At 69.0% G+C, this 25,109-nt stretch carries 23 protein-coding genes; 11 read left to right on the top strand and 12 right to left on the bottom strand.

Translation table 11 applies throughout. The annotated features are described in order from the left end of the window. Window positions 1-24 precede the first annotated feature (24 nt). The 8 genes from RM543_RS17095 to RM543_RS17060 all read right to left on the bottom strand — a co-directional run bounded on the left by RM543_RS17095 (window position 25) and on the right by RM543_RS17060 (window position 7,664). Window positions 25-828, bottom strand: coding sequence for an aspartate dehydrogenase (locus RM543_RS17095; protein WP_311693853.1), 804 nt, complete (start codon window positions 826-828; stop codon window positions 25-27). Window positions 829-1,039: 211 nt separating this feature from the next. Continuing rightward, complete coding sequence (locus tag RM543_RS17090; RefSeq protein WP_311693851.1) at window positions 1,040-2,341, bottom strand: HlyD family type I secretion periplasmic adaptor subunit; 1,302 nt, start codon at window positions 2,339-2,341, stop codon at window positions 1,040-1,042. Next, complete coding sequence (locus RM543_RS17085; protein WP_311693849.1) at window positions 2,341-4,080, bottom strand: type I secretion system permease/ATPase; 1,740 nt, start codon at window positions 4,078-4,080, stop codon at window positions 2,341-2,343. The genes RM543_RS17090 and RM543_RS17085 overlap by 1 nt, the downstream gene beginning before the upstream one ends. 79 nt (window positions 4,081-4,159) lie before the next feature. Beyond that, entirely contained in the window at window positions 4,160-4,903 is a 744-nt protein-coding gene (locus RM543_RS17080; protein ID WP_311693847.1) for a ChbG/HpnK family deacetylase, read from the bottom strand. Window positions 4,904-4,908: 5 nt separating this feature from the next. Then, window positions 4,909-5,538, bottom strand: a complete 630-nt coding sequence (locus RM543_RS17075) for a 2-dehydro-3-deoxy-6-phosphogalactonate aldolase (protein ID WP_311693845.1) — start codon at window positions 5,536-5,538, stop codon at window positions 4,909-4,911. 13 nt (window positions 5,539-5,551) lie between these two features. Continuing rightward, window positions 5,552-6,415 (bottom strand): EamA family transporter, encoded by an 864-nt coding sequence (locus tag RM543_RS17070; protein ID WP_311693843.1) that lies wholly within the window; start codon window positions 6,413-6,415, stop codon window positions 5,552-5,554. Then, complete coding sequence (locus RM543_RS17065; protein ID WP_311693841.1) at window positions 6,412-6,768, bottom strand: VOC family protein; 357 nt, start codon at window positions 6,766-6,768, stop codon at window positions 6,412-6,414. The genes RM543_RS17070 and RM543_RS17065 overlap by 4 nt, the downstream gene beginning before the upstream one ends. Beyond that, window positions 6,765-7,664, bottom strand: coding sequence for a 2-dehydro-3-deoxygalactonokinase (locus RM543_RS17060; RefSeq protein WP_311693840.1), 900 nt, complete (start codon window positions 7,662-7,664; stop codon window positions 6,765-6,767). The genes RM543_RS17065 and RM543_RS17060 overlap by 4 nt, the downstream gene beginning before the upstream one ends. Before the next feature lie 110 nt (window positions 7,665-7,774). Between RM543_RS17060 and RM543_RS17055 the strand changes: the two genes are divergently transcribed. From RM543_RS17055 to RM543_RS17020, 8 genes are all read left to right on the top strand, one after another. Continuing rightward, window positions 7,775-8,677 carry a dihydrodipicolinate synthase family protein gene (locus tag RM543_RS17055; RefSeq protein ID WP_311693838.1) on the top strand — a complete coding sequence of 301 codons (903 nt, stop codon included), beginning with the start codon at window positions 7,775-7,777 and terminating at the stop codon, window positions 8,675-8,677. Continuing rightward, window positions 8,670-9,845 carry a mandelate racemase/muconate lactonizing enzyme family protein gene (locus RM543_RS17050; protein ID WP_311693836.1) on the top strand — a complete coding sequence of 392 codons (1,176 nt, stop codon included), beginning with the start codon at window positions 8,670-8,672 and terminating at the stop codon, window positions 9,843-9,845. Before RM543_RS17055 ends, RM543_RS17050 begins: the two co-directional genes overlap by 8 nt. A 32-nt stretch (window positions 9,846-9,877) precedes the next feature. After that, window positions 9,878-11,143, top strand: coding sequence for an ABC transporter substrate-binding protein (locus RM543_RS17045; protein ID WP_311693834.1), 1,266 nt, complete (start codon window positions 9,878-9,880; stop codon window positions 11,141-11,143). A 140-nt stretch (window positions 11,144-11,283) separates the two neighbouring features. Continuing rightward, the gene (locus RM543_RS17040) at window positions 11,284-12,177 is read left to right on the top strand and encodes a carbohydrate ABC transporter permease (protein ID WP_116083349.1); all 894 of its coding nucleotides are present in this window, start codon (window positions 11,284-11,286) and stop codon (window positions 12,175-12,177) included. Between the two features lie 12 nt (window positions 12,178-12,189). Then, entirely contained in the window at window positions 12,190-13,023 is an 834-nt protein-coding gene (locus tag RM543_RS17035; protein WP_116083351.1) for a carbohydrate ABC transporter permease, read from the top strand. A 17-nt stretch (window positions 13,024-13,040) separates the two neighbouring features. Beyond that, the gene (locus RM543_RS17030; protein WP_311693830.1) at window positions 13,041-14,171 is read left to right on the top strand and encodes an ABC transporter ATP-binding protein; all 1,131 of its coding nucleotides are present in this window, start codon (window positions 13,041-13,043) and stop codon (window positions 14,169-14,171) included. An 11-nt stretch (window positions 14,172-14,182) separates the two neighbouring features. Further along, window positions 14,183-15,853, top strand: a complete 1,671-nt coding sequence (locus RM543_RS17025; protein WP_311693828.1) for an SMP-30/gluconolactonase/LRE family protein — start codon at window positions 14,183-14,185, stop codon at window positions 15,851-15,853. Beyond that, the gene (locus RM543_RS17020; protein ID WP_311693826.1) at window positions 15,850-16,581 is read left to right on the top strand and encodes an SDR family NAD(P)-dependent oxidoreductase; all 732 of its coding nucleotides are present in this window, start codon (window positions 15,850-15,852) and stop codon (window positions 16,579-16,581) included. The genes RM543_RS17025 and RM543_RS17020 overlap by 4 nt, the downstream gene beginning before the upstream one ends. A gap of 71 nt (window positions 16,582-16,652) precedes the next feature. Here RM543_RS17020 and betA read toward each other — a convergent pair whose 3' ends face one another. From betA to betI, 4 genes are all read right to left on the bottom strand, one after another. Continuing rightward, window positions 16,653-18,320 (bottom strand): choline dehydrogenase, encoded by a 1,668-nt coding sequence (betA, locus tag RM543_RS17015; RefSeq protein ID WP_311693824.1) that lies wholly within the window; start codon window positions 18,318-18,320, stop codon window positions 16,653-16,655. Window positions 18,321-18,389: 69 nt separating this feature from the next. Further along, window positions 18,390-19,847 carry a betaine-aldehyde dehydrogenase gene (gene betB, locus RM543_RS17010; protein ID WP_311693822.1) on the bottom strand — a complete coding sequence of 486 codons (1,458 nt, stop codon included), beginning with the start codon at window positions 19,845-19,847 and terminating at the stop codon, window positions 18,390-18,392. 16 nt (window positions 19,848-19,863) lie between these two features. Further along, on the bottom strand, window positions 19,864-21,372 hold the full coding sequence (gene betC / locus RM543_RS17005) for a choline-sulfatase (protein ID WP_311693820.1): 1,509 nt from the start codon (window positions 21,370-21,372) through the stop codon (window positions 19,864-19,866). Beyond that, a complete protein-coding gene (gene betI / locus RM543_RS17000) occupies window positions 21,369-21,941 on the bottom strand; it encodes a choline-binding transcriptional repressor BetI (RefSeq protein WP_311693818.1) in 573 nt (190 codons plus the stop codon). The genes betC and betI overlap by 4 nt, the downstream gene beginning before the upstream one ends. A 100-nt stretch (window positions 21,942-22,041) precedes the next feature. Between betI and choX the strand changes: the two genes are divergently transcribed. The 3 genes from choX to choV all read left to right on the top strand — a co-directional run bounded on the left by choX (window position 22,042) and on the right by choV (window position 25,086). Further along, window positions 22,042-22,965, top strand: coding sequence for a choline ABC transporter substrate-binding protein (gene choX / locus RM543_RS16995; RefSeq protein WP_311693816.1), 924 nt, complete (start codon window positions 22,042-22,044; stop codon window positions 22,963-22,965). 265 nt (window positions 22,966-23,230) lie between these two features. Beyond that, complete coding sequence (choW, locus tag RM543_RS16990; RefSeq protein WP_116083364.1) at window positions 23,231-24,064, top strand: choline ABC transporter permease subunit; 834 nt, start codon at window positions 23,231-23,233, stop codon at window positions 24,062-24,064. Continuing rightward, a complete protein-coding gene (gene choV, locus RM543_RS16985) occupies window positions 24,061-25,086 on the top strand; it encodes a choline ABC transporter ATP-binding protein (RefSeq protein ID WP_311693813.1) in 1,026 nt (341 codons plus the stop codon). Before choW ends, choV begins: the two co-directional genes overlap by 4 nt. Window positions 25,087-25,109: the final 23 nt, after the last annotated feature.

Genomic DNA, 25,109 nt, shown 5'->3' with positions numbered 1-25,109 from the left:
TATGAACCCGCGCCTTTCGCTTCGTCAGGTTCCGATCACCATCGGCGCGGCGAGGCGTTTCAGCAGGGCGATGACGCTCAGCGGCGTGATCCGGCCGGTGCGAGGATTATCGTCCGAGGGAATGCCCTCGATGGTCATCGTCATGGTCGCGCTGTCCGACACGAGCCGGATCGTGTGGGTGTTGCGCTCCACCGTCGGATCCGCCCAGACCTCCAGCATCGTGCGCGCCGTGCCGATCCCCGCAAGACCGAGCGCGACGGCAACGTTGAGATTCGCCGGAAAGCCCGCGATCGCATCCTCGGCGGGGCCCGCGTAGCACAGGACCGGCTCCGTGACGGCGTCCAGGTCCAAGCCCATGGCCTCGATCGCCGGTGCGCCCTTGAGACCGGCGGGCGGTTTCCGCGTCGAGATCGTCACGCTCTCGACCGTGCCCTCTGCCGCTGCCCTCACCGCATCGAGCCCCGCGAGCGCGCCCGACGGGACCAGGATCCGCCCGCCCGTCCGCGCCGCGATCTCCTCGAGATGCGGATTGGCCAGAAGCGCGCCGGCGCTCACGACGACGACGATCCGGCCAGCCTCCAGCGCCGGGCGGGCGATCGTCTCCAACAAATGTCCCGGGCAGCATTCGACGACCACGTCGGCCCCGTCCTGCAGCTCCTCGAGAGGCTTGACCGGGTAGACCTTGCGGAAGCCACCCGACATGCGCGCCTCGGCGCGCGCCCGGTCGGACGCGGACACGGCCACCAGCTCGAGCCCGTCGATCCCCCGGTCGAGCGCCTCGGCGACGGCCCGGCCGACAGCGCCGAACCCGCCGAGGGCGACCTTCAATATCCTTCGCTCCATGGTGCCTTACCTCATCCAGTCTCCTCTTCTTATGATCACGGCCGACCCCGGGGGACAAACCCGTTCCGCCTCGCGCGGGAAGAATGGCGCTCGTTACCCGCGCCGTCCGCGCGCAGACGGGCCGCCGGCTCCTCCGCGCGCCCGGCCCGATCAAGAGCTGCCCGAACGCAAGCAGAGACAGGCTATGCAGATTTCCTTAACTCTCCCTGAACGCCTTCGCGAAATAATCGGCGAGCGGCTTTGTCAGGAAGGCGATCGGCGTGCGATCGGCCGTGCGGATGAACGTTTCGACCGGCATGCCCGGCAACATCGCCACCCCCTCCGGCAGGCGGCCGACCTCGCCGCCCAAAAGCACGATCTCGGCGCGGTAGTAATGCGCGCCCGTCGTCTTGTCCTCGAGCGAATCCGCGGAGAGCTTGGCAACCTGGCCGTAGAGTTCCGGCGTGGTGCGCTGATCGAGGGCGGAGAAGCGCAGGGACACCTCCTGGCCAACATGGACGTCGTCCACGTGAAACGGCTCGACCCGCGCGGCGATCACCAGCGGACGGTCCTGCGGAACGATATGGAGCACCGGCTCCGCGGCCCGGATCACCGCGCGCCTGGCGAATACCTGCATGTCGTGGACGATGCCGGAGGTCGGTGCGCGGATCTCCAGCCGGTCGAGCTGACGCCTCAGGACCCGGCGCGCCTCGGACAGCTCCGTCATGTCGTATTGCAGATCCCGGAGCTCCGCGATTGCCTCCTCCCTCCGCTTGCGCCGGATCGCGATCAGGCGAAGCTCGGTTTCGGTGATGCGCCCCCGCGCGCCGGCGATGCCGGCCGTGAGCTCACCGGCCCGGCCGGTCAGGACCGCCAGCTCGCGCTCCTGCGCGGAGACGTGGGACGCACGGACCAGCCCCTTGCCCAGCAAGCTTCGATTGTTGGCCAGCTCCGCCGACAGCAGCTCGATCTGCCGGCGCACGGCACGGCGCTGGGCCTCGATGCCGATGATCTGATCGGCGATCTGCTCGCGCTGCTTCGACAATTGTTCGATTTCCGACAACAGGCTGTCGCGCCTGGCCCCGAAAAGCCAGTCCTCGCCCTCCATCAGCTCGCGCACCCGGTACGCGGGTTCGGCACGGAGCTGCGGGTCGAACTCGATCCGCGCGGCGCCGTCCCGCTCCGCGGCAAGGCGGCTCCGGCGGGCAAGACCCTCGTAGAATCGCGCCTCGGTCACCGAAAGCTCGGAGCGGATGGCGTCCGCATCGAGCCGGATCAGCAGATCCCCTGCCGCGACGCGGTCCCCCTCCTCCACCAGGATCCGGTCGACCACGCCGCCATCGGGATGCTGCACGACCTGCCGGGCCTGCTTCACCTCGAGCCGCCCGGCCGCGATCACGGCGCCTGCGATCCGTGCGGTGAGGCCCCAGGCGCCGCCACCTGCAAGCAGCAGCAGCACGGCGACGAGCCCCGCGAGCATCGGCCCGCGCGCGGACCAGGTCTCACGCCCCCGCTCCATCACGCCACTCCCGCCGCAGCAGGCACCCGGCGGATCGCCTCGGCGTTCTGCACCATGTCCCTCAGTACCCGCGCCTTCGGCCCGAAGGCGCGGCAAGTGCCGCCGTCGAGGGCGAGAAGCATGTCGCATTCGGCTATGGCGGACGGTCGGTGCGCCATCACGAAGATCACCCTCGCCTCGGATTTCATCGTTCGGATCGCGGCGCTCAGGGCGTTGGATCCATCATTGTCGAGACCGGAATCCGGCTCGTCGAGGACGATCAGCACCGGATCGCCGTAAAGGGCGCGGGCGAGGCCGATCCTCTGGGCCTGTCCGCCCGACAGGCGGCCGTTGCCCGGGCCCACGCGGGTGTCGTACCCGTCCGGCAGGGAGACGATCATGTCGTGCGCCGCGGCCTGCTTCGCTGCGCGGACGACCGCGGCGTCATCGGGGTCCGTCGCCATGCGCGCGATATTGTCCCGGATCGTTCCCTCGAAGAGAGAGACCCGCTGCGGCAGGTAGCCGACATGGCGCCCCAGCGCGTCCGGCTCGTACTGCTCGAGCGCGGCGCCATCGAGCCGAAGCGCTCCGGCCGCCGGCGGCCAGTAGCCGGTCAGGGCCTTCGCAAGGCTCGACTTGCCCGATCCGGAGGGCCCGATCACGCCGACCGCATGACCGGGCTCCACCGTGAAGGAGAGCTGGCGCAGGACGGCGCGCGTCTCCCCGGGAGGAGCAACTGTGATGCCCTGGGCCTCGACATGGCCGCGGGGCGCCGGAAGGGCCGTGCGCGGCTCTGACGGTGGCAAGGCGGTGAGCAGGACGGCGAGGTTTCGCCAGCCCTCCTGAGCCCGGCGGACAAGCGGCCAGCCGTTGATCCCCTGCTCCAACGGCGCCAGTGCCCGGCCGAGCAGGATGGAACCCGCGATCATCGCGCCCGGCGTCATCGCGCCCCTGAGGACGAGGAACGCGCCCAAGCCGAGCATTGCCGATTGCAGGAAGAGCCTGAACGCCTTGGTGATCGCGCCGAACGTTCCGGTCAGGTCCGCCGCGCCGATGGACGCGCCGAGCGAGGCATGCCGCGCCACGTTCCAGCGGGAGAAGACCGCGTCCCGCATGCCCAGGGCCTGGACCAGTTCGGCGTCGTCCCGGATCCGGGCGCCAAAGACCTCCGCGGACCGGCTCGCCGTTCCGGCCGCCTCGAGCGAGGGGCGTGACAGAATCTGGTTGGCGAAGGCGACGATGATCAGCGCCCCCGCTCCGGCGAGCGCAGCCACTCCGAGGACCGGATGGAAGACGAAGATGCCGAGAAAGAAGAGCGGCGTCCACGGCAGGTCGAACAGGGCCATGAGCACAGGCGCGTTGTAGAGCCGCTGCACGGCGTCGAGATCCCTCAGCCCGGTCGCGGCCTCCCGCGGCGGCGCCGACAGGGCCGACGCCCGCATCGTCGCCTCGAAGACGCGGCGGTCGAGACGGCTCTGGAACCGCGCCCCGGCGCGGCCCATGACGCGCCCGCGGGCATAATCGAGCACGCCCATCAGCACGTAGAGGAAGACCACGAGCACCGTCAGCGACAGCAGGGTCTCCACGGAATGCGAGCCGAGCACGCGGTCGTAGACGTTCAGCATGTAAAGCGGACCCGCAAGCATCAGCAGGTTCACGAAGAAGCTGAAGAGACTGACGGCGAAAAAGAGCGGGCGCCCCTCGCGCCGGGCGGCGCGCAGTTCCCGAACTCCGCACGGCCTGTGCCGATTGCCTGCCATCCTGTCACCCTCGATACCCCGCACCCTTCAAGCAGAAATTCGCTAAGGCCCGATTAAAGCCGGCAGGGTGGGGCGTGGATCAGGTGGCGAGGGTGCCGTAATCGCCAAGGACGATCCCCCGCGCCCTCAGGGTCTCGCGCAGATCGGGATCCGAGAGGACGGCCAGTTCGGCCTCCCGCCGCCCCCGCCAGGCGGACATCTCCTCGAGGCGCGCATCGACGCGGCCCGGATGCGTGACGAGCTCGAGGATGCCGCCGGACCCGCCATACGTCTCCAGCTCCGACAGTAGCTCCGCGCGGCCGAGGCGCCGGCCGGTCCACCCCGTAAGAACGTGGCGCGTCGCGGCAACGCCGCCGGCACGGGCCTCGGCTGCGAATGCGGCGTCATGGCCGCGCACGGGAAGATCGAAGTCCCGCGCGAGGGCGAAGTAGACGTGGCGAAAGGCGGCAAGGCGGTGGACGCCCTGATGCGTGTCCAGATGGGAGGGCGCGAGGCCCGCCTCCCGCGCCGCCTCGATCTGGGCGCGCCACTCCGCCCGCACGAGCTCCGGATCCAGCCGAAGGGCCCCGGCGTGATCCGGCAGGCGCTCTCCGACGACATCGCGCAGGGCGGCACTCACCGGGGCGCCGGTGGTCAATTGCAGATGCACGCCGCAGGGGATGTTCATGCCGCCGATACGCGCCGCGGCGCTCGCGATATCCGGGAAGGCCGCTGCGACCATGAAGGTCGTCTGCGTCACGGTCCCCGCCCGGGCGGCCCCGGCAATTCCCCGATCGACCGCCTCGGACAGTCCGGCATCATCCGCCGTCACGATGAGGCGCATGGCCCCTACCCTTCGCGAACCCGCTCCAGTGCGGCCCGGATCGCCGCCGCGCGCTCGCCGACCTCCGCCGCGCTGCGTCCCGGCTTGTAGAGCGAGGAGCCGAGGCCGAAACCGGAGGCGCCGGCCTGCCACCAGCCGGAGAGGTTGGTCTCGTCGATCCCGCCCACGGGCAGGATCGGCAGCTCCGCCGGCATCACGGCGCGCCACGCTTTCAGCACACCCGGATGCGACGCCTCGGCAGGAAAGATCTTCAGCCCGTCCGCGCCCGCCTCGATGGCGGCGAAGGCTTCGGTCGGCGTCGAAATGCCCGGCATGGAGCTTGCGCCCCGCTCCTTCGTCCGCCGCACGACGCTTTCCTTGAAGTCCGGCGAGACGATGATCTGACCCCCCGCATCCAAAACCGCGTCGACATCCTCCGCCCGCAACACCGTTCCCGCCCCGACCATCAGCCGATCCCCGGCGGCCTCGACCATCGCGGCTATGCTCCTCAACGGATCGGGCGAGTTCAGCGGGACTTCGGCGATGGTGAAGCCGGCATCGATCAGGGCGAGGGCGATATCCCCGGCTTCGTGCGATTCGATCCCGCGCAGGATGGCGACGAGCGGGGTGGCGGAAAGGGCGTCGGCGAAGGTCATGGTCGTCCTCTGGTCAGGGTCTGGCGGGGCGGAGCAGGATCAGCCCCGCGGTCACGATGAGAGCGATGCCGGCCGCTGTGGCGGCATCGGGAACATGTCCCCAGATCGCGGCGTCGAAGACGAGCGACCACAGGATGCTGGTATAGCGCAGCGGTGCGATCCGGGCGACCGTCGCGCGGCGAAAGGCGGCGATGATCAGCGTGTTCGCCCCGAGAAAGGTCAGTGCAGCGCAGAGGAGGCGCACAAGATCGGGCGCGGCGGGCATGTGGGCGCGGTCCGGCAATCCGGCAGTGACGAGCCCGGCCGCGCCGATCAGGACCGAGGAGAGAATCACGGACTTGAGCATGTCCGCCTCCGGCCTCAGACGACGGGTCACGAGGTCCCGGCAGGCATAGGCGAACGTGGAGACCAGCGCGAGCGTCAGGCCGAGCGGCGAGGCGCCGAAACCGGGATCGAGGATCACCACGACGCCCGCGAAGCCGACGGCAATGGCGACGAGCGCCCGCGCGGGCAGCGGCTCCCGCAGGATGAGGGCCGCAAGCGCGACGCTCACGAGCGGCATCGTCGCATGGATCGTGGCCAGAAGGGCGAGCGGCAGCTCGAAGATCGCGAGCGCGAAGGTGAGCCCCGCCAGCGCATCGAACACCGCGCGCGCGGCGCCGGCCCGATCGAGCCCGCCGCTTTTCCCCCGCGCCATCCGGACGCCGATCACGAGAGCGAGCAGACCGGCGGCAATGGCGGAGCGAATGGCGATGGCATGTCCCGGGGCGAGATCCGCGATCCCCTTCAGCATCACGCTCGAGGCGACGCCGCAGAAGAGCGCGACGAGAGCCAGGGGCGCACCGCCCCGCTCTGCTCCGGAGGCACCAAGGCTCATCGGGACACGATCTCGATCCAGTTGCCGTCCGGATCCCTGAAGAACAGGAAGAGCGCTCCCGAAGCGCCCCTCCGGGGCGGGCCGTCCGTCTCGATCCCCATGGCGTCCAGCGCCTCGGCCGCCTGCCGCGCATCCGTGACCCGCAGGGCCACGTGGCGCGGGACGGGAGCGTCCTGCATCTCAGTCTCGGCGGCGATCAGTTCCACCATCGCGCCCCCGAGCTGCATCTGCCGAAGACCGTCCTTGGCGAAGCTGCGCGTGAAGCCGAGGCGGACATAGAAGGCCGCCGACGCCTCCGGATCGCGGCAGGGAACCGCGACATGGTCGATCTCGGCCGCCGGAAACCCGCTCACGCGGGCACCCGCTCCGGCCAGAGCGTCGCCGCGGCGCGGACCTGGCCTGCGCGTGTCGCGTCCTTGGCATCGACGAAGCGCACCTGCGCGCCCACGTGATCGAGCGCGGCGCCGTAGCGCTCGGCCAGGATACCGGTCGCCATCAGCACCACCTCGTCCGCCTCCGGGCGCCGCGCCAGCTCCGCTCCGATCAGGACGCCGGACAGGAAGGCGGAGATCGAGGTCGCGGGAAGCGTGCCCCTCAGCGCGTCGGCCCGCGCGGCGAAGGCGGCATGGGCGAGCGGAGCGGCCATGCCGTGGGTGAGACCATCCCGGAACGCGGCCGGATCGTCCGCATCGCCCTCGGCGAGCGCGCCGACGAGGCTCTGATTGCGCAGGAGGGCAAAGATCTCGCCCGTCATGTGGGTCTCGAACCCGGCAAGGCGCCCGCCCTCGAGGCGCGCCCATTTCGAATGGGTGCCGGGGATGCAGATCACCGCGTCCTCCACGCCCAGAAGACCGGCCGCGCCGAAGATCTGCACCTCCTCTCCGCGCATCACGTCCGCATGGCCGAGCGCGTCGTCGCAGGTCGCGCCGGGCAGGATCGCGGCGGGATGTCCGGCCACCTCGAAGCGGAGCGCATCGGCGGTGACGGCCGCGAGATCTGCGGGGCAGAGGCAATACGGTGCCTCCTTCCAGCCCGCGCGGGACCCGACCATGCCGGACATCAGGACGGGCAGACCGGGATCGCGCGCCAGCCAGTCGCCGCAGGCGGTCATCAGCGCTGCCTCGAACCGCCCGCCCTCGACGGCCTTGAGACCGGTATCGCTCTCAACGCTGTCCAGGACGTCACCGTCCGCCCCCATCGACCACGCCCGGAAGCGCGTGCTGCCCCAATCGACTGCAATGAAATCCATGTGTCACTCCCTCCCGGTCCGAAACCGGCCTTCCGAAACTCGTTGACATCCTATTGGCGTCTTGGCTAGGTTTCAATTATGGAAATGCAGTCTCAAATAAAGGGAATGGGATGAGTGTTCGACTGGAAGGCGTCCTGCCGATTGTTCCCACCCCGTTCAGTGCGGACGGCACCGTGGACCTCGGCGGCCTGCGCCGCTTCACCGAGCACGCAATCTCGGCCGGCGCCGCGGCGCTCGTCTATCCCGGCGTCGCGTCCGAGGACGTGCAGCTGAGCGCAGAGGAGCGCCGGACCTCCCTGGAGATCGTGGTGGAGACCTGCGCCGGCCGGCTCCCCGTCCTTGCCGGCGTCAACGCCGCCGAGCCCGAGACCATGGTCGAGCTGGCCCGGAGCGTGGCCGAAAGCGGCGTCGATGGCGCGATGGCCATGGCGATCCCGGCGATGGGCTCGGACAGCGAGGCGTGGTTCCACCGCATCGCCGAGGCGCTCGATGGCGGCATCATCGTCCTTCAGAACCTCTTCGCCCCTCGCGGCGCGGACCTCTCCGCCGAGGAGATGCTGTCAGTCGCGCGCGCCGTTCCCGCGATCCGCTACGTGAAGGAGGAAGGCGTACCGTCCGGCCCCAAGGTCAGCCAGCTAGTGGCCGGCTGCGGCGCGGACCTCGACGGCGTGATCGGCGGAGGCGGGGCGCGCTACCTCTACGAGGAACTGGTGCGCGGCGCGGTGGCGACGATGCCGGCGCTTGAACTTCTCGAACTCCACGCGGCGCTGATGACTGCGTGGCAGGCGGGCGACCGGGACCGGGCGCTCGATCTCTACGAACGCACCTTGCCGCTCCTGCTCATCCAGGCGCCCTACCGGATGCGCCTCACCAAGCTGATCCTGCGGGAAAAGGGGCTCTGCGCCACGGCGGACGTGCGGGAGGCCCTGCCGGAGCCGGACGAGACCCTCGAGCGGCTGATCCTGCAATTCCATGCGCGCGCCATGTCCGCGCTGGAGACGGTGCATGCGTGAGCGGATCACCTCCGTCGAGGTCTTCCTCTTCGAGCGGCCGCGGGACACGGCCTATCTCGGCGCGCCCGGCGCGGACGAGGTGGCGATCGGCGAGCGCTACGTCGTGCGCGGCTTCAACGGCACGGTCTATCCGCTGATCGACCGCTCCATCGTGGTGCGCCTGCGCGATGCCTCGGGTGCGGAAGGCTGGGGGGAAACCTACGGTCTCGTCGCGCCGCGTGCGGTCATGGAGATCATCCGCGACCTCTTCGCGCCGTACCTCGAAGCCCTGCCGCCCATGGATCCAGGCGAGACGTGGGACGCGCTCTACGCGCTCCAGCGCAACCGCGGCTACTGGGGCGGCTACCTTGCCGACGCCCTCGCCGCGCTCGACATCGCTCTGTGGGACCTGCATGCGAGAGCCGGCGGACAGAGCCTCCAGGCGGCGCTCGGGCGGCCGGGACCGGGAGAGCTCCCGGCCTATGTGTCCGGCCTGCCCGCCCCTGACCGCGCCGGCCGCATCGAGATGGCGGAGCGATGGGCGGCGGACGGCTTCGATGCCGTCAAGATCCCGATCAGCCATACCGAGAACGGGGACGTGCCGGGCGAGGTCGAGGCCCTGCGCGCGGCCCTCGGTCCGGATCACAGGATCGCCGTGGACATGCACTGGGCCTACACGGCGGAGGAGGCGATCGCCCTCGGCGCCGCTCTTGCGCCCCACGACCCCTGGTTCCTCGAGGCGCCGGTCGCACCCGAGGATGTCGAGGCGCAGGCCCGCGTCGCGGCCGGCCTGCCATGCCCGCTTGCGCTTGGAGAGGAATGGCGGACGGACTGGGATTACCGCCCCCGTGCCGCCCGGAACGCCTGCGCCATCGTACAGCCGGAAATGGGCCATACGGGCATCACGCAGTTCGCCCGCATCGCGAAGCTGGCGACGGAGCGCGGGGCGGACATCATCCCGCACGCGACCATCGGGCTCGGCCTCTTCATGGCCGCGTCGCTGCGCGCCGGTCTCGCGGCGGGCGCCGGCTGCCACGAATTCCAGCACTCGATCTACGGCCGCAACGCCGCGCTGCTGGAGGGCGCGGCGGTCTGCGAGAGCGGTCGCTTCACGATCGACGACACCCCCGGGATCGGCGCCGTGCCGGCCCCGGACGCCTTCGCGTTCCTCACCCGGATCGACGATTGACCGAACAGAACAGATGTAAGGAGGAGACCTACATGAGACATCTGAACAAGACAGCCGCCATCGCGGCCCTCGCCGCCACGACCGCCCTGACCGCCGGCGCCGCCTCGGCCGAGACCCTGACCTTCGTCAGCTGGATGAAGGGCGAGCCGGGCTACGGCGACTGGTGGAACGAGGTGATCGAGAAGTTCGAGGCCGAGCACGAGGGCGTCGAGGTCGAGATGACCAAGGTCGCGCGCTCCGAATACGCCGACACGATGTTCACCATGTTCGCCGGCGGCACCCCGCCCGACATCGTCCATCTCGCCGCATTCGAGTACCAGAGCTTCGCCAACGAAGGCTGGATGGAAACCCTCGATCCCTACATCGAGGAGAGCGGCCTCGATCTCGAGGGCTGGGCCGGACAGGATACCTGTGTCTGGGACGGCGAGACCAAGTGCCTCATGCTGCTCTACACGGCCTATATCCTCGCCTACAACGAGCGGCTGCTGACCGAGGCCGGCATCGAGGAGGTTCCGCAGGGCTGGGAGGAGTTGCTCGCTGCCGCCGAGGCCACCACGCAAGACACCGACGGCGACGGTCAGACCGATGTGTACGGCATCGGCGTCTCCAGCGCCGGCGGCTCCAACATGATGCACGACATGCTGCATTTCGTGCTCGATGCCGGCGGCAACTGGACCGAGGACGGCGAGCCCGCCTTCGACAGCCCCGGCGTGATCGAGGGTCTGCGCCGCTTCAAGCAGATCTACTCCGAAGGCCTGACGCCGAAGGACGCCGAGGCGGGCGACATGCGCCAGCTGCTGGTCGAGGGCCGCATCGCCATGCGCCTCGACGGGCCGTGGATCTACAACATCATCAAGGAGGCGGGCGAGGAGACCCGGGGCGACCTGAAGCTCGCGGAATCGCCGCTCGATCCGCCGGTCGGCGGGACCTCGAACGTGATCGGGATGCCGTCCGACATCCCCGATGACCGCAAGGCCCTCGTCTGGGACTTCATCGAGATCGCCGCCTCTGAGGAGATGCAGCAGCGCTTCGCCACCCTCGGCTCTTCGCCTGCGCCGATGCCGGGGCTCGACTACACCGCCGAGATCGAGGCCGACCCCTATTTCGAGCTCTTCGAGACCGCAAACTCGAAGGCCGCCGCAGCCGGGGTGGACCGTCTGCCCGCGGGGCTCGAACTGGAGTTCAACGAGGTGGTGAAGCTGGTCTTCCGCGAAACCCAGCGGATGCTGATCGATGACCTCGATCCCGAAGTGGCCGCCGGCAACATCCAGGCCGCCGTGGAGCGCATCGCCGACTGATCCTGGTCATTCCGGGATCGTACCCAAACAGACGTCGAGCCGCGCGGGCGCATCACCCTGCCCCGCGCGGCCGCATCACCTGAACGCCCCTCGGGAGCGCCGCCATGCCCGGCCGGCCCCCTCGTGGGAGGAGACCCAACGTGATCGATTTCAGTTCGCCGCGCCACCGCGCGAAATTCGGGTATCTGCTGCTCGCGCCGGCCGTCCTGATGATGGCGCTCATCATCATCTATCCGATCCTGCTTTCGGTGGACATCTCGCTTCAGGACGTGCGCATCGCCCGCGTCGGCGGGGACCGCGAGCCCTGGACGCTGGAGAACTACGACTGGCTCGTCCGCTCCGGCGAATTCTGGAACGCGGTCTGGGTCACGGCGAAGATGGTGCTGACGGTGGGCGGGATCTCCCTCGCGATCGGCCTCGCCACCGCGCTTCTCGTGAACCAGAAGTTCCGCGGCCGCGCCCTCGCCCGCCTCTTCGTCGCGCTGCCCTGGGCGGTGCCCGAAGTGGTCGCCACGGTGATCTGGGCGTGGATGCTCGACAGCTCCTTCGGTGTCGTCAACTGGGCGCTTCTGAAGGTCGGCCTGATCGGAGCGCCGATCCAGTTCGCCTCGAACGCCACCGCCGCCTTCTTCGCGGTCTGCTTCGTGATGATCTGGAAGGGCTATCCGCTCGTCTCGATCATGCTGCTCGCGGGCCTGCAGTCGATCCCCGAGGAACAGTACCAGGCGGCGCGGGTGGATGGCGCCAATGTCTGGCAGCGCTTCCTCTTCATCACGCTTCCGAGCCTCGCGCCGGTGATCGGCGTCACCGCGGTGATGACCACGCTGTGGGTCTTCCGGGATTTCGCCATCATCTACGTGCTGACGCAGGGCGGGCCGATCGGCTCCACCACGACGCTGTCGATCCTGACCTTCGAGCAGTCCTTCTCCTTCTTCCGCATGGGACAGGGCGCTGCCGTCGGCGTCGTCACCCTCGTCATCTGCGCCTTCATCAGCCGCGCGCTGGTCGGCCGCTTCGCCAACTCGGTCCACTAGGAGCCCGCCCCGATGCAGAAACGCTCTCCCCTCGGGACCTTCGGGATCTACGCCACGGTGATCTTCACCTGCGCGGCCCTGCTGTTCCCGATCTACTGGATGATCCTCACCGCGCTCAGCCCCCGCACGCGGCTGCGCGAATACCCGCCCCGCTTCTGGCCTGACGATCCGCAATGGGGCGTGTTCGCGGACCTTCTGGCGACGCAGCCCTTCGCGCTCTGGATGTGGAACACGATCCTCGTCGCGGTGGCCACGATGATCCTGTCGCTGACGGTGGGGGTGCTCGCGGCCTATGCCCTCTCCCGCCATCGTCTGCGCGGCGGTCAGGGCCTCGGCCTCTTCATCCTGACCTCGAAGATGCTGCCGGCGACGCTCCTCGTCATCCCGCTCTTCGCGATCTTCAAGTCTCTCGGCCTCGTCGGCTCGCTCTGGTCGGTGGTGATCGCGCAGGCGACCCTCATCGTCCCCTTCGCGACCTGGATGCTGAAGGGCTATTTCGACACGATCCCGCCGGAGCTTGAACACGCCGCCCTGGTGGACGGCTGCTCCCCCCTTGGCGCCCTCGTGCGGGTGGTGCTGCCGGTTGCCGCGCCCGGCCTCGCGGCCACGGCGCTCTATGCCTTCGTCATCAGCTGGTCGGACTTCCTCTATGCCCGGACCTTCCTGACGACGTCCGAATCCAAGTGGACGCTCAATGTCGGCATCGCCACGCTCAAAGGCGAGTTCGTGACCGACTGGAACACGATCATGGCCGCGTCCCTGATGGCCGCGGTGCCGATCATCGGCGTCTATCTCTTCCTCGAACGCTATCTCGTGGGCGGTCTCTCGTCCGGCTCAGACAAGTAAACGAAAGGGCCAGACCAATGGCGACCATCGATTTCGACAACGTCCAGAAAAGCTATGGCGAGGTCCATGCGATCCGGGACTTCACGCTCCACGTCGAGGACGGCGACTTCTGCGTCTTCGTCGGCCCCTCGGGCTGCGGCAAGTCCACCGCGCTGAAGATGCTCGCCGGGCTCGAGGCGACGAGCGCGGGCAGCATCTCCATCGGCGGGCGCGACGTGACCGAGCTCGGCCCCGGCAAGCGGGACATCGCGATGGTGTTCCAGAACTACGCGCTCTACCCGCACATGTCCGTGCGCTCCAACATCGGCTTCGGCCTGAAGATGCGCGGTCAGGACAAGGCGGACATCAACCGCAAGGTGGAGGCCGCCGCCGAGACGCTTGAGCTGACCTCCTATCTCGACCGGCGCCCGCGTGCGCTGTCGGGCGGCCAGCGACAGCGCGTCGCCCTGGGCCGTGCCATCGTCCGCGAGCCGAGCGCCTTCCTGATGGACGAGCCGCTCTCCAACCTCGACGCCAAGCTGCGGGTGCAGACGCGCTCCGAGATCGTGAACCTGCAGAAGCGCCTCGGCGTGACCACGATCTACGTCACCCACGACCAGGTGGAGGCGCTGACGATGGCGACCAAGATCGTCGTCATGCGCGGCGGCGTGATCCAGCAGATCGGCTCGCCCGACACGCTCTTCGCTGAGCCCGCCAACATCTTCGTCGCGGGGTTCATCGGCTCGCCGGGGATGAACTTCTTCCGCGGCCCGGTCGAGATCGAGAACGGCCGGGCGCAGACCCGTTTCGGCGAACAGGTCGTGCCGCTCTCCGTCTCGCCAGACCGGCTGCCCCGGGACGAGGCGATCTTCGGCATCCGCCCGGAGCACCTGAGGATCGGCGGCGAGATCGGCGGCACGCCCGTCTCCCTCGGCCTCGTCGAAAGCCTCGGAACGGAGAAGATCCTGCACTTCCCGACCCCCGAGGGGCAGGCGATCCACTCGCTCCAGAAGGTCATCGGCTCCGACGACGCCGCGCGGGACAGCACCACGATGCTCGCCCGCGTCATCGACGACCGGCGCTACTCGGACGGGGAGCACGTCCGGGTCGCTTTGCCGGAGGGGAAGGTTCATGTATTCGATCCCGAAACCCAGAAAGCCCTGAGCTGAGGACCGCGCCGGTGCCGGATTTCGACAACATCGCGAAGCGATATCCCGGCGCCGGAACGCTGGTGAAGGGCATCCAGCTCCTCGAACTGATCGGAGAGGCCCAAGCGCCCTGCACCTCCGCGCACCTCCTGCGCGAAACCGGCCTGCCCAAGGCGACGCTCTACCGGCTCCTCGGCGCGCTGGTGGAGTTCGGCTACCTCAAGCACGACAACGCGGCGAAGACCTACTCCCTCGGCAAGCGGTTCATCGAGCTGGGGCGGTCCTCGCTCTCGTCCTTCGACCTGCGATCGGCGGCGGAGCACGAACTGTCCCGCCTCTCCGCGGAGCTGGGCCAGACGGTTTCGCTGACCGTCCTCGAAGGGGACGAGATCATCTATGTCGACGTCCGCCGCCCGCAGAACCCGCTCGCGGTCGGCGTCGATGTCGGCCGCTCGGTGCCGGCGGCCGAGTCCGCCTCCGGCCGGGCCATGATGGCGGCGATGGCCCCGCACGAGATGAACCGCTTCATCACCAGCTACGACCGCGACACCCAGCACAGCATCCTGTCGGAAATCGCGATCAGCCGGGCGCGGGGCTATTCGATCGCTGAATCGGGGTCCGTCCCCGGCCTGATCGTCGTTGCGGTGGAGGTCCACGGGCCGCCGGGAATGGGCCGCGGCGCCATCGCGGTGACCGCTCACGAAAGCGCGCTCGGCCTCGAACAACGCCATATCGTCGGGCGGGACCTGATGGAATCCGCCCGCCGCGTGATGGGCAACATAGGAACCGCCAGCGTGAGCATCTCCCCCAACCCGCGCCGCCACAGCCACATCGCCGAGACGCTGGAATGCGTTGACGCCGCCGGCGCCATCGTCGGTGAAGGGCCGGTCTGGGACGCGCGGGAGAACCTCCTGCGCTGGGTCGACATCGCGGCGCCCGCCACGCGCATCTTCGATCCCTCGGGCGCGAGGAGCGCGATGCACCCCTCCCCCCGCCTGGTCTCGGCCGTCCTTCCCGCCTCGGACGGAACGATGATGGCCGTCACGCAGAACGGCCTCGAACGGCTCGGCCCCTCCGGCGATCTGGATCCGATCCACGACCCCGAGGCGCATCTGCCCTCCAACCGCTTCAACGATGCCAAGTGCGACAGTTCGGGCCGCGTCTGGGCCGGGACGATGAGCCTCGACGCCTCGATGCCGTCGGGCTCGCTCTACCGCTTCGACACGCCCACCTCCTCGCGCGCGGTGGACGGGGGCTTCCAGGTCTCCAACGGTCTTGGCTGGTCGGCTGACGACCGGACCTTCTACTTCACCGATTCAGGCCTCGGCACGGTCTTCGCCTACGATTACGACGCCGCCGAAGGAGCGATCACCGGCCGCCGGGTCTTTCTTAACGTGGACCCGCGGGACGGCAAGCCGGACGGTCTGTCCGTGGATGCCGAGGGCAATGTCTGGATCGCCTTCTGGGATGGCTGGCGCGTGGCGGGCTACACGCCCGGCGGCCGCCTGATCCGGGAAATCGACATGCCCGTCCCGCGCCCGACGAGTTGCTGTTTCGGCGGGCCGGACCTCACCACCCTCTACATCACCTCCGCCTCGATCCGCCTGCCTGCCCAGGTGCTCGAAGAAGCGCCGCTGTCGGGCGGTCTCTTCGCCATCGAGATGGACACACCCGGCCTGCCGACACGCGAGGTGGCGGTTTGAGCGCGCATGGGGGGGCGCATGTCCTCGTCACGGGCGCCGCGGCGGGGATCGGCAAGGCCACGGCGCTCGCCTTCGCCCGCGCCGGCGCCGAGGTCTCGGCGCTCGACCGCGATGCCATCCATTTCGATCCCGAAGACGCCGGGCCGGGGCACGTCCATCCCGTACGGCTCGACCTGCGGGATCTGGACGCCCTCGATGACGTCGTGGCGGGTCTTGTCCGGGAGCGCGGTCCCGTGCGGGTCCTCGTGAACAATGCAGGCGTCGACCGGCGTATGGCCCTGGATGAGCTGACGCCCGGACCATGGCGGGAGATGATGGCGCTCAACCTCGACCATCACGCCGCCCTCGCCCGCCTCGTGGCGCCGGGCATGGAGGCGGCCGGCGGCGGCGCCATCGTGAACCTCTCCTCCACAGCCTGGATGAAGCTCGCTGGCAACCTCGCCGCCTACCATGCCGCCAAGGCTGGCATCGTCGGTCTGACCCGCGGCCTCGCGCGCGATTTGGGCCCTAAGGGGATCCGGGTGAACGCCATCGCGCCCGGACGGGTGGTCACGGAGCGCGTGGAGGCCGGGCTGACCGATGACTGGATCGCGGAGACCCACGCGCTTCAATGCATCCCGGACCTGATCCGCGCGGACGACATCGCCGAGGCCGCCCTCTGGCTCGCCTCACCCGGCGCGCGCATGGTGACGGGGCAGACGCTCGTCGTGGACGGCGGGGTGGTCTGAACAGTCGCGGGCCCGAGGCCGATCGTTCGCCTGCTTCTGCGGGGGGCCGGAGACCGCCCCCCCCCCTTGCATCACCGAACCGGATCGCTCTCGCGCTGCCGGCTCTGCCAGTCGCGCGCTTCCCACCATCCGTCCTCTTCGGGCGGCAGGGGGGCCCGGCCGAGCACGGCATCGGCGATCTTCTCTCCTGCCATGATCGACGGGGCGTTGAGGTTGCCGTTCGTGATGCGCGGGAAGATCGAGCTGTCCGCCACCCGCAGCCCCTCGAGGCCGATCACCCTGCCGTCGGGATCGACGACGGCGCCCGGGTCGTCCCTCCGCCCCATCTTCGCGGTGCCGCAGGGGTGATAGGCGCTTTCCACCTCCTCGCGGATCACGTCGTCGAGCTCGTCATCCGTCTGCGCCTCGGTGCCCGGCGAGATCTCCGCCCCGCGGAACGCGTCGAAGGCCGGCTGGGCGACGATCTCGCGCGTCAGGCGAATGCACCGCCGGAAGTCCTCCCAGTCCTTCTCCTCGGCCATGTAGTTGAAGAGGATCGAGGGCGCCTCGGCCGGGTCCGCCGAGGTCAGCCGGACATTGCCGCGGCTCGGCGAGCGCATGGGGCCGACATGGCACTGGAAGCCGTGTCCCTCGGCCGCCGTCTTGCCGTCGTAGCGCACGGCAAGGGGCAGGAAGTGGTACTGGATGTCGGGGTAGCGCACCCCGGCCCTCGAGCGCACGAAACCCGCGCTCTCGAACTGGTTCGAGGCACCGGGACCCTGCCGGCCCAGGACCCAGCGTGCGCCCACATAGGCCTTGCCGAGAAGCGACCAGTACTTGAAGAGGCTGACCGGCTGCGTCGCGGCGTACTGGATGTACATCTCCAGGTGGTCCTGAAGGTTCGAGCCGACGCCGGGACGGTCGGCGACCACCTCGATCCCGAGTTCCGCGAGATGCGCAGCGGGGCCGATCCCGGAGAGCATCAGGAGCTTCGGAGTGTTGAAGGCGGAGGCAGAGAGGATCACCTCCCGCCCGGCCTGTACGACCTCCCCTGTCCCGAGCGCGACGCCCGTGGCGCGGCCTTCCTCGATCACGACCCTGGCAGCCTCGCCGCGCACCATCCTGACCCGGCCGGACTTGAGCGCGGGCCTCAGATAGGCGGAGGCGGCGGACCAGCGGCGACCTTTCCAGATTGTCGCGTCGAACGGGCCGAAGCCCTCCTGGCGGTTGCCGTTGTAGTCCTTCGTCTCGCCGTAGCCCGCCTCGCGGCCGGCCTCGACGAAGGCCTTCACCAGCGGATTGTCCCGCTTGCCGCGCGTGACATGGAGGGGACCGTCATGCCCCCTGCGTGCCGCATCGCCGCCATGGATGCCGGCATGCCAGTTCTCCATGCGGCGGAAATACGGGGCGACATCGGACCACGACCAGCCGGAAGCGCCGCTGTCGGCCCAGTGCTCGTAATCGAGCGGGTGGCCGCGGACATAGATCATGCCGTTGATCGAGGAGGACCCGCCGATCACCCGGCCCCTCGGCGCGGCGAGGCGCCGACCGCCGAGATGGGGCTCGGGTTCGGTGGTGTAGCCCCAGTCGTAGCGGCGCATGTTCATGGGGTAGGACAGCGCGCCCGGCATCTGGATGAACGGGCCGGCATCGGTGCCGCCCGATTCCACGATCGTGACCGAGCGGCCCGCCTCGGACAGCCGGTAGGCCATGGCGCAGCCCGCCGACCCGGCGCCGACGATGACGTAATCGGTGCTCATCGGATCGCTCCGGCGCGGCAGCGGGACGCTCCCAGCGTGGCGCGGCCCTGATCCGCGGGACGAAGGTGGTCAGTACGGCGCATCGACGCCTCCCATGCCGACATAGACGGTCTTGAGGCGGCTGTAGAACTCGATGGCGGCATGGCCGTTCTCCCGGCCGACGCCGCTGGCCTTCACGCCGCCGAACGGCAGCTCGACGGGGGTCAGGTTGTAGGTGTTGATCCAGCAGGTGCCGGCGTCCAGCCGGGCGGCCATCCGGTGAGCGCGGGAAATGTCGCGGGTGAAGACCCCGGCGGCGAGGCCGTAGGGCGTGGCATTGGCGCGGGCCAGCGCCTCCTCCTCGGTCTTGAACGACAGGACGGACATGACCGGTCCGAAGATCTCCTCCCGGGCAAGGCTCATCTCGTCGGAGACGTCCGCGAAGACCGTGGGCGCGACGAAGTAGCCCTCCCCACCTATCCGCGTTCCGCCGCAGACGAGGCGGGCGCCCTCGGCCTTTCCGGCCTCGATATGGCCCATGACCTTCTCGAGCTGCGCCTCGCTGACGAGGGGGCCGAGGGTGGTCTCCGGATCGAGGGGGTCTCCGGCCCTTGCCTCGGCGGTGCGGTCCGCGAGCCGGGCGAGAAAGTCCTCCAGCACGTCCTCCTGCACGAAGACGCGGGTGCCGTTGGAGCAGATCTGGCCCGAGGAATAGAAGTTGCCGAGGATGGCGCCTCCGACGGCCGCATCGAGATCGGCATCCTCCATGACGATCATCGGGGACTTGCCGCCCAGTTCCATGGTCGCCGCCTTCAGCCCGCGCGCGGCCGCCTCGTAGACCCGGCGGCCGGTGGGGACCGAGCCGGTGAGGGACACCTTCGCGACGCGGTCGTCCTCGATCAGGGCCGCGCCGACGGCGCCCCGTCCCTGCACCACCTGGAAGAGACCTTCGGGCAGGCCCGCCTCGATGTAGATCTCGGCGAGCTTCAGGGCGGAGAGGGGCGTGGTTTCGGAGGGCTTGAAAACCATCGCGTTGCCGCAGGCGAGCGCGGGGGCGGATTTCCATGCGGCGATCTGGATCGGGTAGTTCCACGCGCCGATGCCCACGCAGACGCCGAAGGGCTCCCTGCGGGTGTAGCCGAAATCCTCCCCGAGCTGGACATGCTCCCCCGCGACCCCGGCGGCGATCCCGCCGAACCATTCGAGGGCGTCGGCGGCGGAGGCGGCATCCGCGACAAGCGTCTCCTGGATCGGCTTGCCGGTATCGAGGGTCTCGAGGCGGGAGAGCTCCTCGTTGCGCTCGCGCAGGATATCGGCGGCGCGACGCAGGACGCGCCCGCGCTCGACGCCGGGGCGCGCGGCCCAGTCGCGCCAGGCGGCCTCGGCGCCGGCGAGCGCCGCCTCGATCACGGCCGGTGTCGCCTCGTTCAGAAGCGCGATGCGCTCCGCCGTGGCGGGATAGATCACGGGCAGCTCGGCGCCTTCGGCATCACGGGCCGGTTTGCCGTTCACGAAGTGGCTGCCCTCGGGCTGGACGTCATAAGTCATGTCTTCGGCCTTCTCGTCATTCACCACGGGGGAAGCGGCGGCGCTCCTCGACCGTGTTGAGATCCATGTGATTGCGCATGAAGCGCTCGGAGGACTTGGTTTCGGGTTCGTGGTCCCACGGGGTGTACCGGCCAGCGCGGAGGGCGTCGTAGACCACCCAGCGGCGGGCCTGGCTCTGGCGGATCTGGCTGTCGAAGAGGTCGAGGTCCCAGCGCGCCTCCGACAGCTCCCGCATCCGCGCCAGCGTCTCGGCATGGGCGGGATCGGCGGCGAGGTTCGTCAACTCGTCCGGATCCTCGGCCATGTCGTAGAGCTGGTCCGGATCGAGCTGGCAGCGGGTATACTTCCAGCGCCCGTCCCGGAGCGTCACCACGGGAGCATAGGAGCCTTCGGCGCAATACTCGAACGGGACCGGCGCGGGACGCGGATCGCCGGACGCGACCGGCAGGGCCGAGTGACCGTCCGTCCAGGGTGTCACCTCCCCCATGTCGATGCCGGCAAGATCGCAGAGGGTCGCGCACAGATCGACGGTCGAGACGGGCTCCGTCACGTGACCGGCCTCGATGCCGGCGCCAGCGACCATGAAGGGGACGCGGGAGGAGCCGTCGAAGGGCGACATCTTGAACCACAGGCCGCGCTCGCCGAGCATGTCCCCGTGGTCCGACGTGAAGACCACGGCGCAGTCCTGCCGCGTGCGCTCGACGATATCCAGAAGCTCGCCGATCTTCTCGTCGAGATAGGAGATGTTGGCGAAGTACGCCCGCCGGGAGCGGCGGACATGCTCGTTCTCGATCTCGAAGCGGTGCCAGTCATTGGCATCGTAGATGCGCTTCGAATGCGCGTCATGCTCCTCGTACGGGATCGCCGGGACGCGCGGCTCCAGATGCTCGCACTCCTCGTAGAGGTCCCAGAAGCGGCGGCGAGCGACGTAGGGATCGTGCGGATGCGTGAAGGAGACGGTGACGCACCACGGCCGCCCTTCCTCTTCGCGCGCGAGGTCGTAGAGCTTCTGGCCGGCGCGGAAGGCGACCTCGTCGTCGTAATCCATCTGGTTGGATATCTCGGCGACGCCGGCCCCCGTGACCGAGCCCATGTTGTGGTACCACCAGTCGATCCGCTCGCCGGGTTTGCGGTAATCCGGGGTCCAGCCGAAATCGGCGGGATAGATATCCGTCGTCAGACGCTCCTCGAACCCGTGCAGCTGGTCGGGGCCGACGAAATGCATCTTGCCCACGAGCGCGGTGTGGTAGCCGGCGCGGCGTAGGTGGTGCGCATAGGTCGGGACCGAGGCGGGCAGTTCGGCGGCATTGTCGTAGACGCCGGTGCGGGACGGCAACTGCCCCGTCATCATGCTGGCGCGGGACGGGCCGCAGAGCGGCGAGGGGCAATAGGCCGTCTCGAACCGCGCGGACCGCTCCGCCAGGCGCTTGAGGTTGGGCGTGTGGAGCCAGTCCGCCGGGCCGTCCGGGAAGAGCGTGCCGGTCAGCTGATCGACCATGATGACCAGGATATTGGGGCGCGTCATTGGGGTCTTTCCTGTGCCAGGAGGAGATCGAGATAGGAATAGACGGTCGCCTCGGCCGCTTCCGCATCGGCCTCGATGTCCCCGATCGCGTGCCGGAGGTAGACGCCGTCGATCAGGGCGCCGAGGGCGGCACCGGCGGCCACGGCGCGGTCGCCGACGAGGGGGCGCAGTTCGCTGATCAGGTTGGAGGCGAGGCGGCGATGGTAGATCCGCAGAAGCCGGGCGGTCTCGGGCGAATTGCGGGCCTGGATGTAGAAGACGAGCCAGGCGCCGATCACCTCGTTGCGAAAGTTCGGATCCTCGAAGGACGCCCGCAGGATGGCACCGAGCCGCTCCCGCGGGCCGCTTGCCCGGGCCAGCTCCGCACGCACGCCGCGTCCGTATTCGGAGAGGATGTAGCGCATGGCGGCGAGGAAGATCCGGTCCTTGCCGCCGAAGTAATGGTGGGCAAGCGCGGTGGACATGCCGGCGGAGCGCGCGATCCGGCTCACCGGGATCTCGAGCGAGCCGGCCGAGCCGACCTCCCGTATTGTCGCTTTCAGGAGCGCTTCCTTTCGAATAGGCTCCATTCCGATCTTCGGCACATCGACCCCCGGCGGCAGAAAGGTGTTGCCGAAGCCATGTCGATTTTTTATTGATCGGTCAATCAAGAAAACAGGGAGACCTACCATGACGTTCAGAACGACCCTTTCCGCGCTGGCCCTCACGGCCGTTGCCGGCACCGCCTCGGCCCAAGCGCAGTGCGATTCGATCTCGTTCTCCGATGTCGGCTGGACCGACATCACCGTCACCACCTCCGCCGCGAAGCAGGTCTTCGAGGCGCTGGGATACGACGTGGACGTGTCCGTCCTGTCCGTGCCGGTGACGTTCGCATCGCTGTCGGGCGGCGACATCGACGTCTTCCTCGGCAACTGGATGCCGTCCCAGGAAAGCGCGATCACGCCCTATCTCGACGATGGCTCGATCGAGTCGGTCAACGACAACCTCACCGGCACGATCTACAACCTCGCCGTGCCGTCCTACACCTATGACAAGGGCCTCCAGTCCTACGAGGATCTCGCCGAATTCTCCGACGAGATCGAGGGCACGATCTACGGCATCGAGCCCGGCAACGAAGGCAATGCCTACCTGATCAGCCTGATCGAGGAGGACGAGTACGGCATGGGCGATCTGAGCATCCGCGAGAGCTCGGAGCAGGGCATGCTTAGCCAGGTTCGCCGCGCCGTCGACCGCGACGAGGACATCGTCTTCCTCGGCTGGGCCCCGCACCCGATGAACGCCAACTTCGAGCTGCAGTATCTCGAGGGCGGCGAGGACTTCTTCGGCGGCGAAGGCACGGTCTACACCGTCACCCGCTCGGGCTTCACCGCAGACTGCCCCAATGCCGGCAAGCTCCTTGAACAGATGGACTTCACCCTCGACATGGAGAACGCCATCATGGGCCGGATCCTCGACGAGGGCTCCGATCCAGACGAGGCCGTTCAGGCATGGCTGCAGGAGAACCCCGCGGTCATCGAGCCCTGGCTCGAGGGGGTGACCACCGTGGACGGCGAGCCCGGCCTGGCCGCCGCTCAGTCCGCTCTCGGCCTCTGAGACCGGGGATGGCGGCTTCGCCCGACATGGCGGGGCCGCCTCCGCTCCGGGGCTGCGCGCCGCGCGCGGCCCTCCTCCCCCTTTCGTCGCAACCGATGCACGCCGCACCGGCAGACCCCGTCTCGCCCGCGCGCCGACCGCACCCGCCGGGCCGGGCCCGGACGCGAGAGACTGCCCCGCTCTGGCGGCACATGCCCCGAGCCGCGGCGCAGCGCGCGGCCGCAGTCGCGCACCCGGACAGTGACAAGATCAGGAAAGGCCACGCATGGACTGGCTGAGCGCGTACAAGATCCCGGTCGGCGATGCCGCCGCGGATCTCTTCAACTGGATACAGAACACCTTCTCCGGCCTGATCGATGCGATCGCCGAGGGCGGCGAGGGGCTGATCGAGGGGATTCTCTGGCTGCTCCTGACGCCGCCCGAGCTGGTCATCATCCTCGCCTTCGTGGCGCTGACATGGGCCCTGCAACGCAGCTGGCAGGTCTGCCTCTTCGTCCTGCTCGGATTTCTCTTCATCCTGAACCAGGATTACTGGGAGGAGACGGCCGAGACGCTGACGCTGGTGCTCTCCTCCTGCGTGGTGTGCATGGCGCTCGGGGTGCCGACCGGCGTGGCCGTCGCGCACCGTCCGAAGCTCTATGCCGCGGTGCGGCCGATCCTGGACCTGATGCAGACGCTGCCGACCTTCGTCTACCTGATCCCGGCGATCGTGTTCTTCGGCATCGGCATGGTGCCCGGGCTCTTCGCCACCGTGATCTTCGTTCTGCCCGCATCGATCCGCCTGACGCATCTGGGGATCACCGGCACGCCGAAGCCGCTTCTCGAAGCCGCCGACAGCTTCGGTGCCACGCCTCAACAGAAGCTCTGGAAGGTCGAACTGCCATCGGCGTTTCCGCAGATCATGGCCGGGCTGAACCAGACCATCATGCTGTCGCTGTCCATGGTCGTGGTCGCCGCCCTGGTCGGGGCGGACGGTCTCGGGGTGCCCGTCGTCCGCGCGCTGAACCAGGTGAATACCTCGCTCGGGTTCGAGAGCGGGATCGTGATCGTGGTCGTGGCCATCATGCTCGACCGGATGCTGAGGGTGAATCGCAAATGAGCGCCGTGGAATTCGAGAACGTCTCGATCATGTTCGGGGACAAGCCGCAGGAAGCCCTGCCGCTGGCCGACGAGGGGATGAGCCGCCCGGAGATCCAGGAACGGACCGACCAGGTCCTCGGGGTCCACAACTGCACCCTGACGGTCGCCGAAGGCGAGACGCTGGTCCTGATGGGCCTGTCGGGCTCCGGCAAGTCGACGCTGCTGCGCGCCGTCAACGGGCTGAACAAGGTCACCCGCGGGTCTGTGCGGGTGAAGAGCGGCGACGGCATGGTCGACATGGCCAACTGTTCCGCCAAGGAGATGCGGCAGGCCCGGCGCCACTCCGTCGCCATGGTGTTCCAGCAGTTCGGCCTCCTGCCCTGGCGGAGCGTCGAGGAGAACGTCGGGTTCGGCCTCGAGCTGTCCGGGGTGCCGAAGGAGGAGCGCGGCACCAAGATCGCCGACCAGCTCTCCCTCGTCGGCCTCGACGGCTGGGGAGACCGCAAGGTCGCCGAGCTGTCGGGCGGCATGCAGCAGCGCGTCGGCCTTGCCCGCGCCTTTGCCACCGAAGCGCCCATCCTCCTGATGGACGAGCCCTTCTCCGCCCTCGATCCGCTGATCCGCACCCGCCTTCAGGACGAGCTTCTCGAAGTGCAGCAACGCCTGAAGCGGACGATCCTCTTCGTCAGCCACGACCTCGACGAGGCGTTCAAGCTGGGCGACAGGATCGCGATCATGGAGGGCGGGCGGATCATCCAGGTCGGCACCCCGCGGGAGATCTTCACCAAGCCCGCCAACGACTATGTCGCCGACTTCGTGGCCCACATGAACCCGCTCGGCGTGCTGACCGCGCGGGACGTGATGGAACCCGGTGAGGCGACCGGCCCTGCCTTCGACGTCGAAACGCCCGTTGCCGAGGTGATGAACGCCCTCGAGGCCGCCACCGGCGCGGTCGGCGTGACGGAGGGCGGCGCCCTCGTCGGGCGCGTCACCGAGTCCAGCTTGCTGCGGGGCCTCACGGGCGGCGCGACCGGGGCGTAGACGGAAGGAACGGGCCCGCCCTG

It is taken from the genome of Tropicimonas omnivorans (assembly GCF_031846565.1).
Classification (GTDB): domain Bacteria; phylum Pseudomonadota; class Alphaproteobacteria; order Rhodobacterales; family Rhodobacteraceae; genus Tropicimonas_B; species Tropicimonas_B omnivorans.
The sequence above is the reverse complement of the archived record's forward strand: the minus strand, read 5'-3'. Positions and strand labels throughout refer to the sequence as shown.

Coding starts and splice junctions, on each gene's coding strand:
- RM543_RS17090 (WP_311693851.1), bottom strand. CDS start 2,341: ATGGAGCGGGGGCGTGAGACCTGGTCCGCGCGCGGGCCGATGCTCGCG.
- RM543_RS17085 (WP_311693849.1), bottom strand. CDS start 4,080: ATGGCAGGCAATCGGCACAGGCCGTGCGGAGTTCGGGAACTGCGCGCC.
- RM543_RS17080 (WP_311693847.1), bottom strand. CDS start 4,903: ATGCGCCTCATCGTGACGGCGGATGATGCCGGACTGTCCGAGGCGGTC.
- RM543_RS17075 (WP_311693845.1), bottom strand. CDS start 5,538: ATGACCTTCGCCGACGCCCTTTCCGCCACCCCGCTCGTCGCCATCCTG.
- RM543_RS17070 (WP_311693843.1), bottom strand. CDS start 6,415: ATGAGCCTTGGTGCCTCCGGAGCAGAGCGGGGCGGTGCGCCCCTGGCT.
- RM543_RS17060 (WP_311693840.1), bottom strand. CDS start 7,664: ATGGATTTCATTGCAGTCGATTGGGGCAGCACGCGCTTCCGGGCGTGG.
- RM543_RS17055 (WP_311693838.1), top strand. CDS start 7,775: ATGAGTGTTCGACTGGAAGGCGTCCTGCCGATTGTTCCCACCCCGTTC.
- RM543_RS17050 (WP_311693836.1), top strand. CDS start 8,670: ATGCGTGAGCGGATCACCTCCGTCGAGGTCTTCCTCTTCGAGCGGCCG.
- RM543_RS17045 (WP_311693834.1), top strand. CDS start 9,878: ATGAGACATCTGAACAAGACAGCCGCCATCGCGGCCCTCGCCGCCACG.
- RM543_RS17035 (WP_116083351.1), top strand. CDS start 12,190: ATGCAGAAACGCTCTCCCCTCGGGACCTTCGGGATCTACGCCACGGTG.
- RM543_RS17030 (WP_311693830.1), top strand. CDS start 13,041: ATGGCGACCATCGATTTCGACAACGTCCAGAAAAGCTATGGCGAGGTC.
- betA (WP_311693824.1), bottom strand. CDS start 18,320: ATGAGCACCGATTACGTCATCGTCGGCGCCGGGTCGGCGGGCTGCGCC.
- betB (WP_311693822.1), bottom strand. CDS start 19,847: ATGACTTATGACGTCCAGCCCGAGGGCAGCCACTTCGTGAACGGCAAA.
- betC (WP_311693820.1), bottom strand. CDS start 21,372: ATGACGCGCCCCAATATCCTGGTCATCATGGTCGATCAGCTGACCGGC.
- betI (WP_311693818.1), bottom strand. CDS start 21,941: ATGGAGCCTATTCGAAAGGAAGCGCTCCTGAAAGCGACAATACGGGAG.
- choX (WP_311693816.1), top strand. CDS start 22,042: ATGACGTTCAGAACGACCCTTTCCGCGCTGGCCCTCACGGCCGTTGCC.
- choW (WP_116083364.1), top strand. CDS start 23,231: ATGGACTGGCTGAGCGCGTACAAGATCCCGGTCGGCGATGCCGCCGCG.
- choV (WP_311693813.1), top strand. CDS start 24,061: ATGAGCGCCGTGGAATTCGAGAACGTCTCGATCATGTTCGGGGACAAG.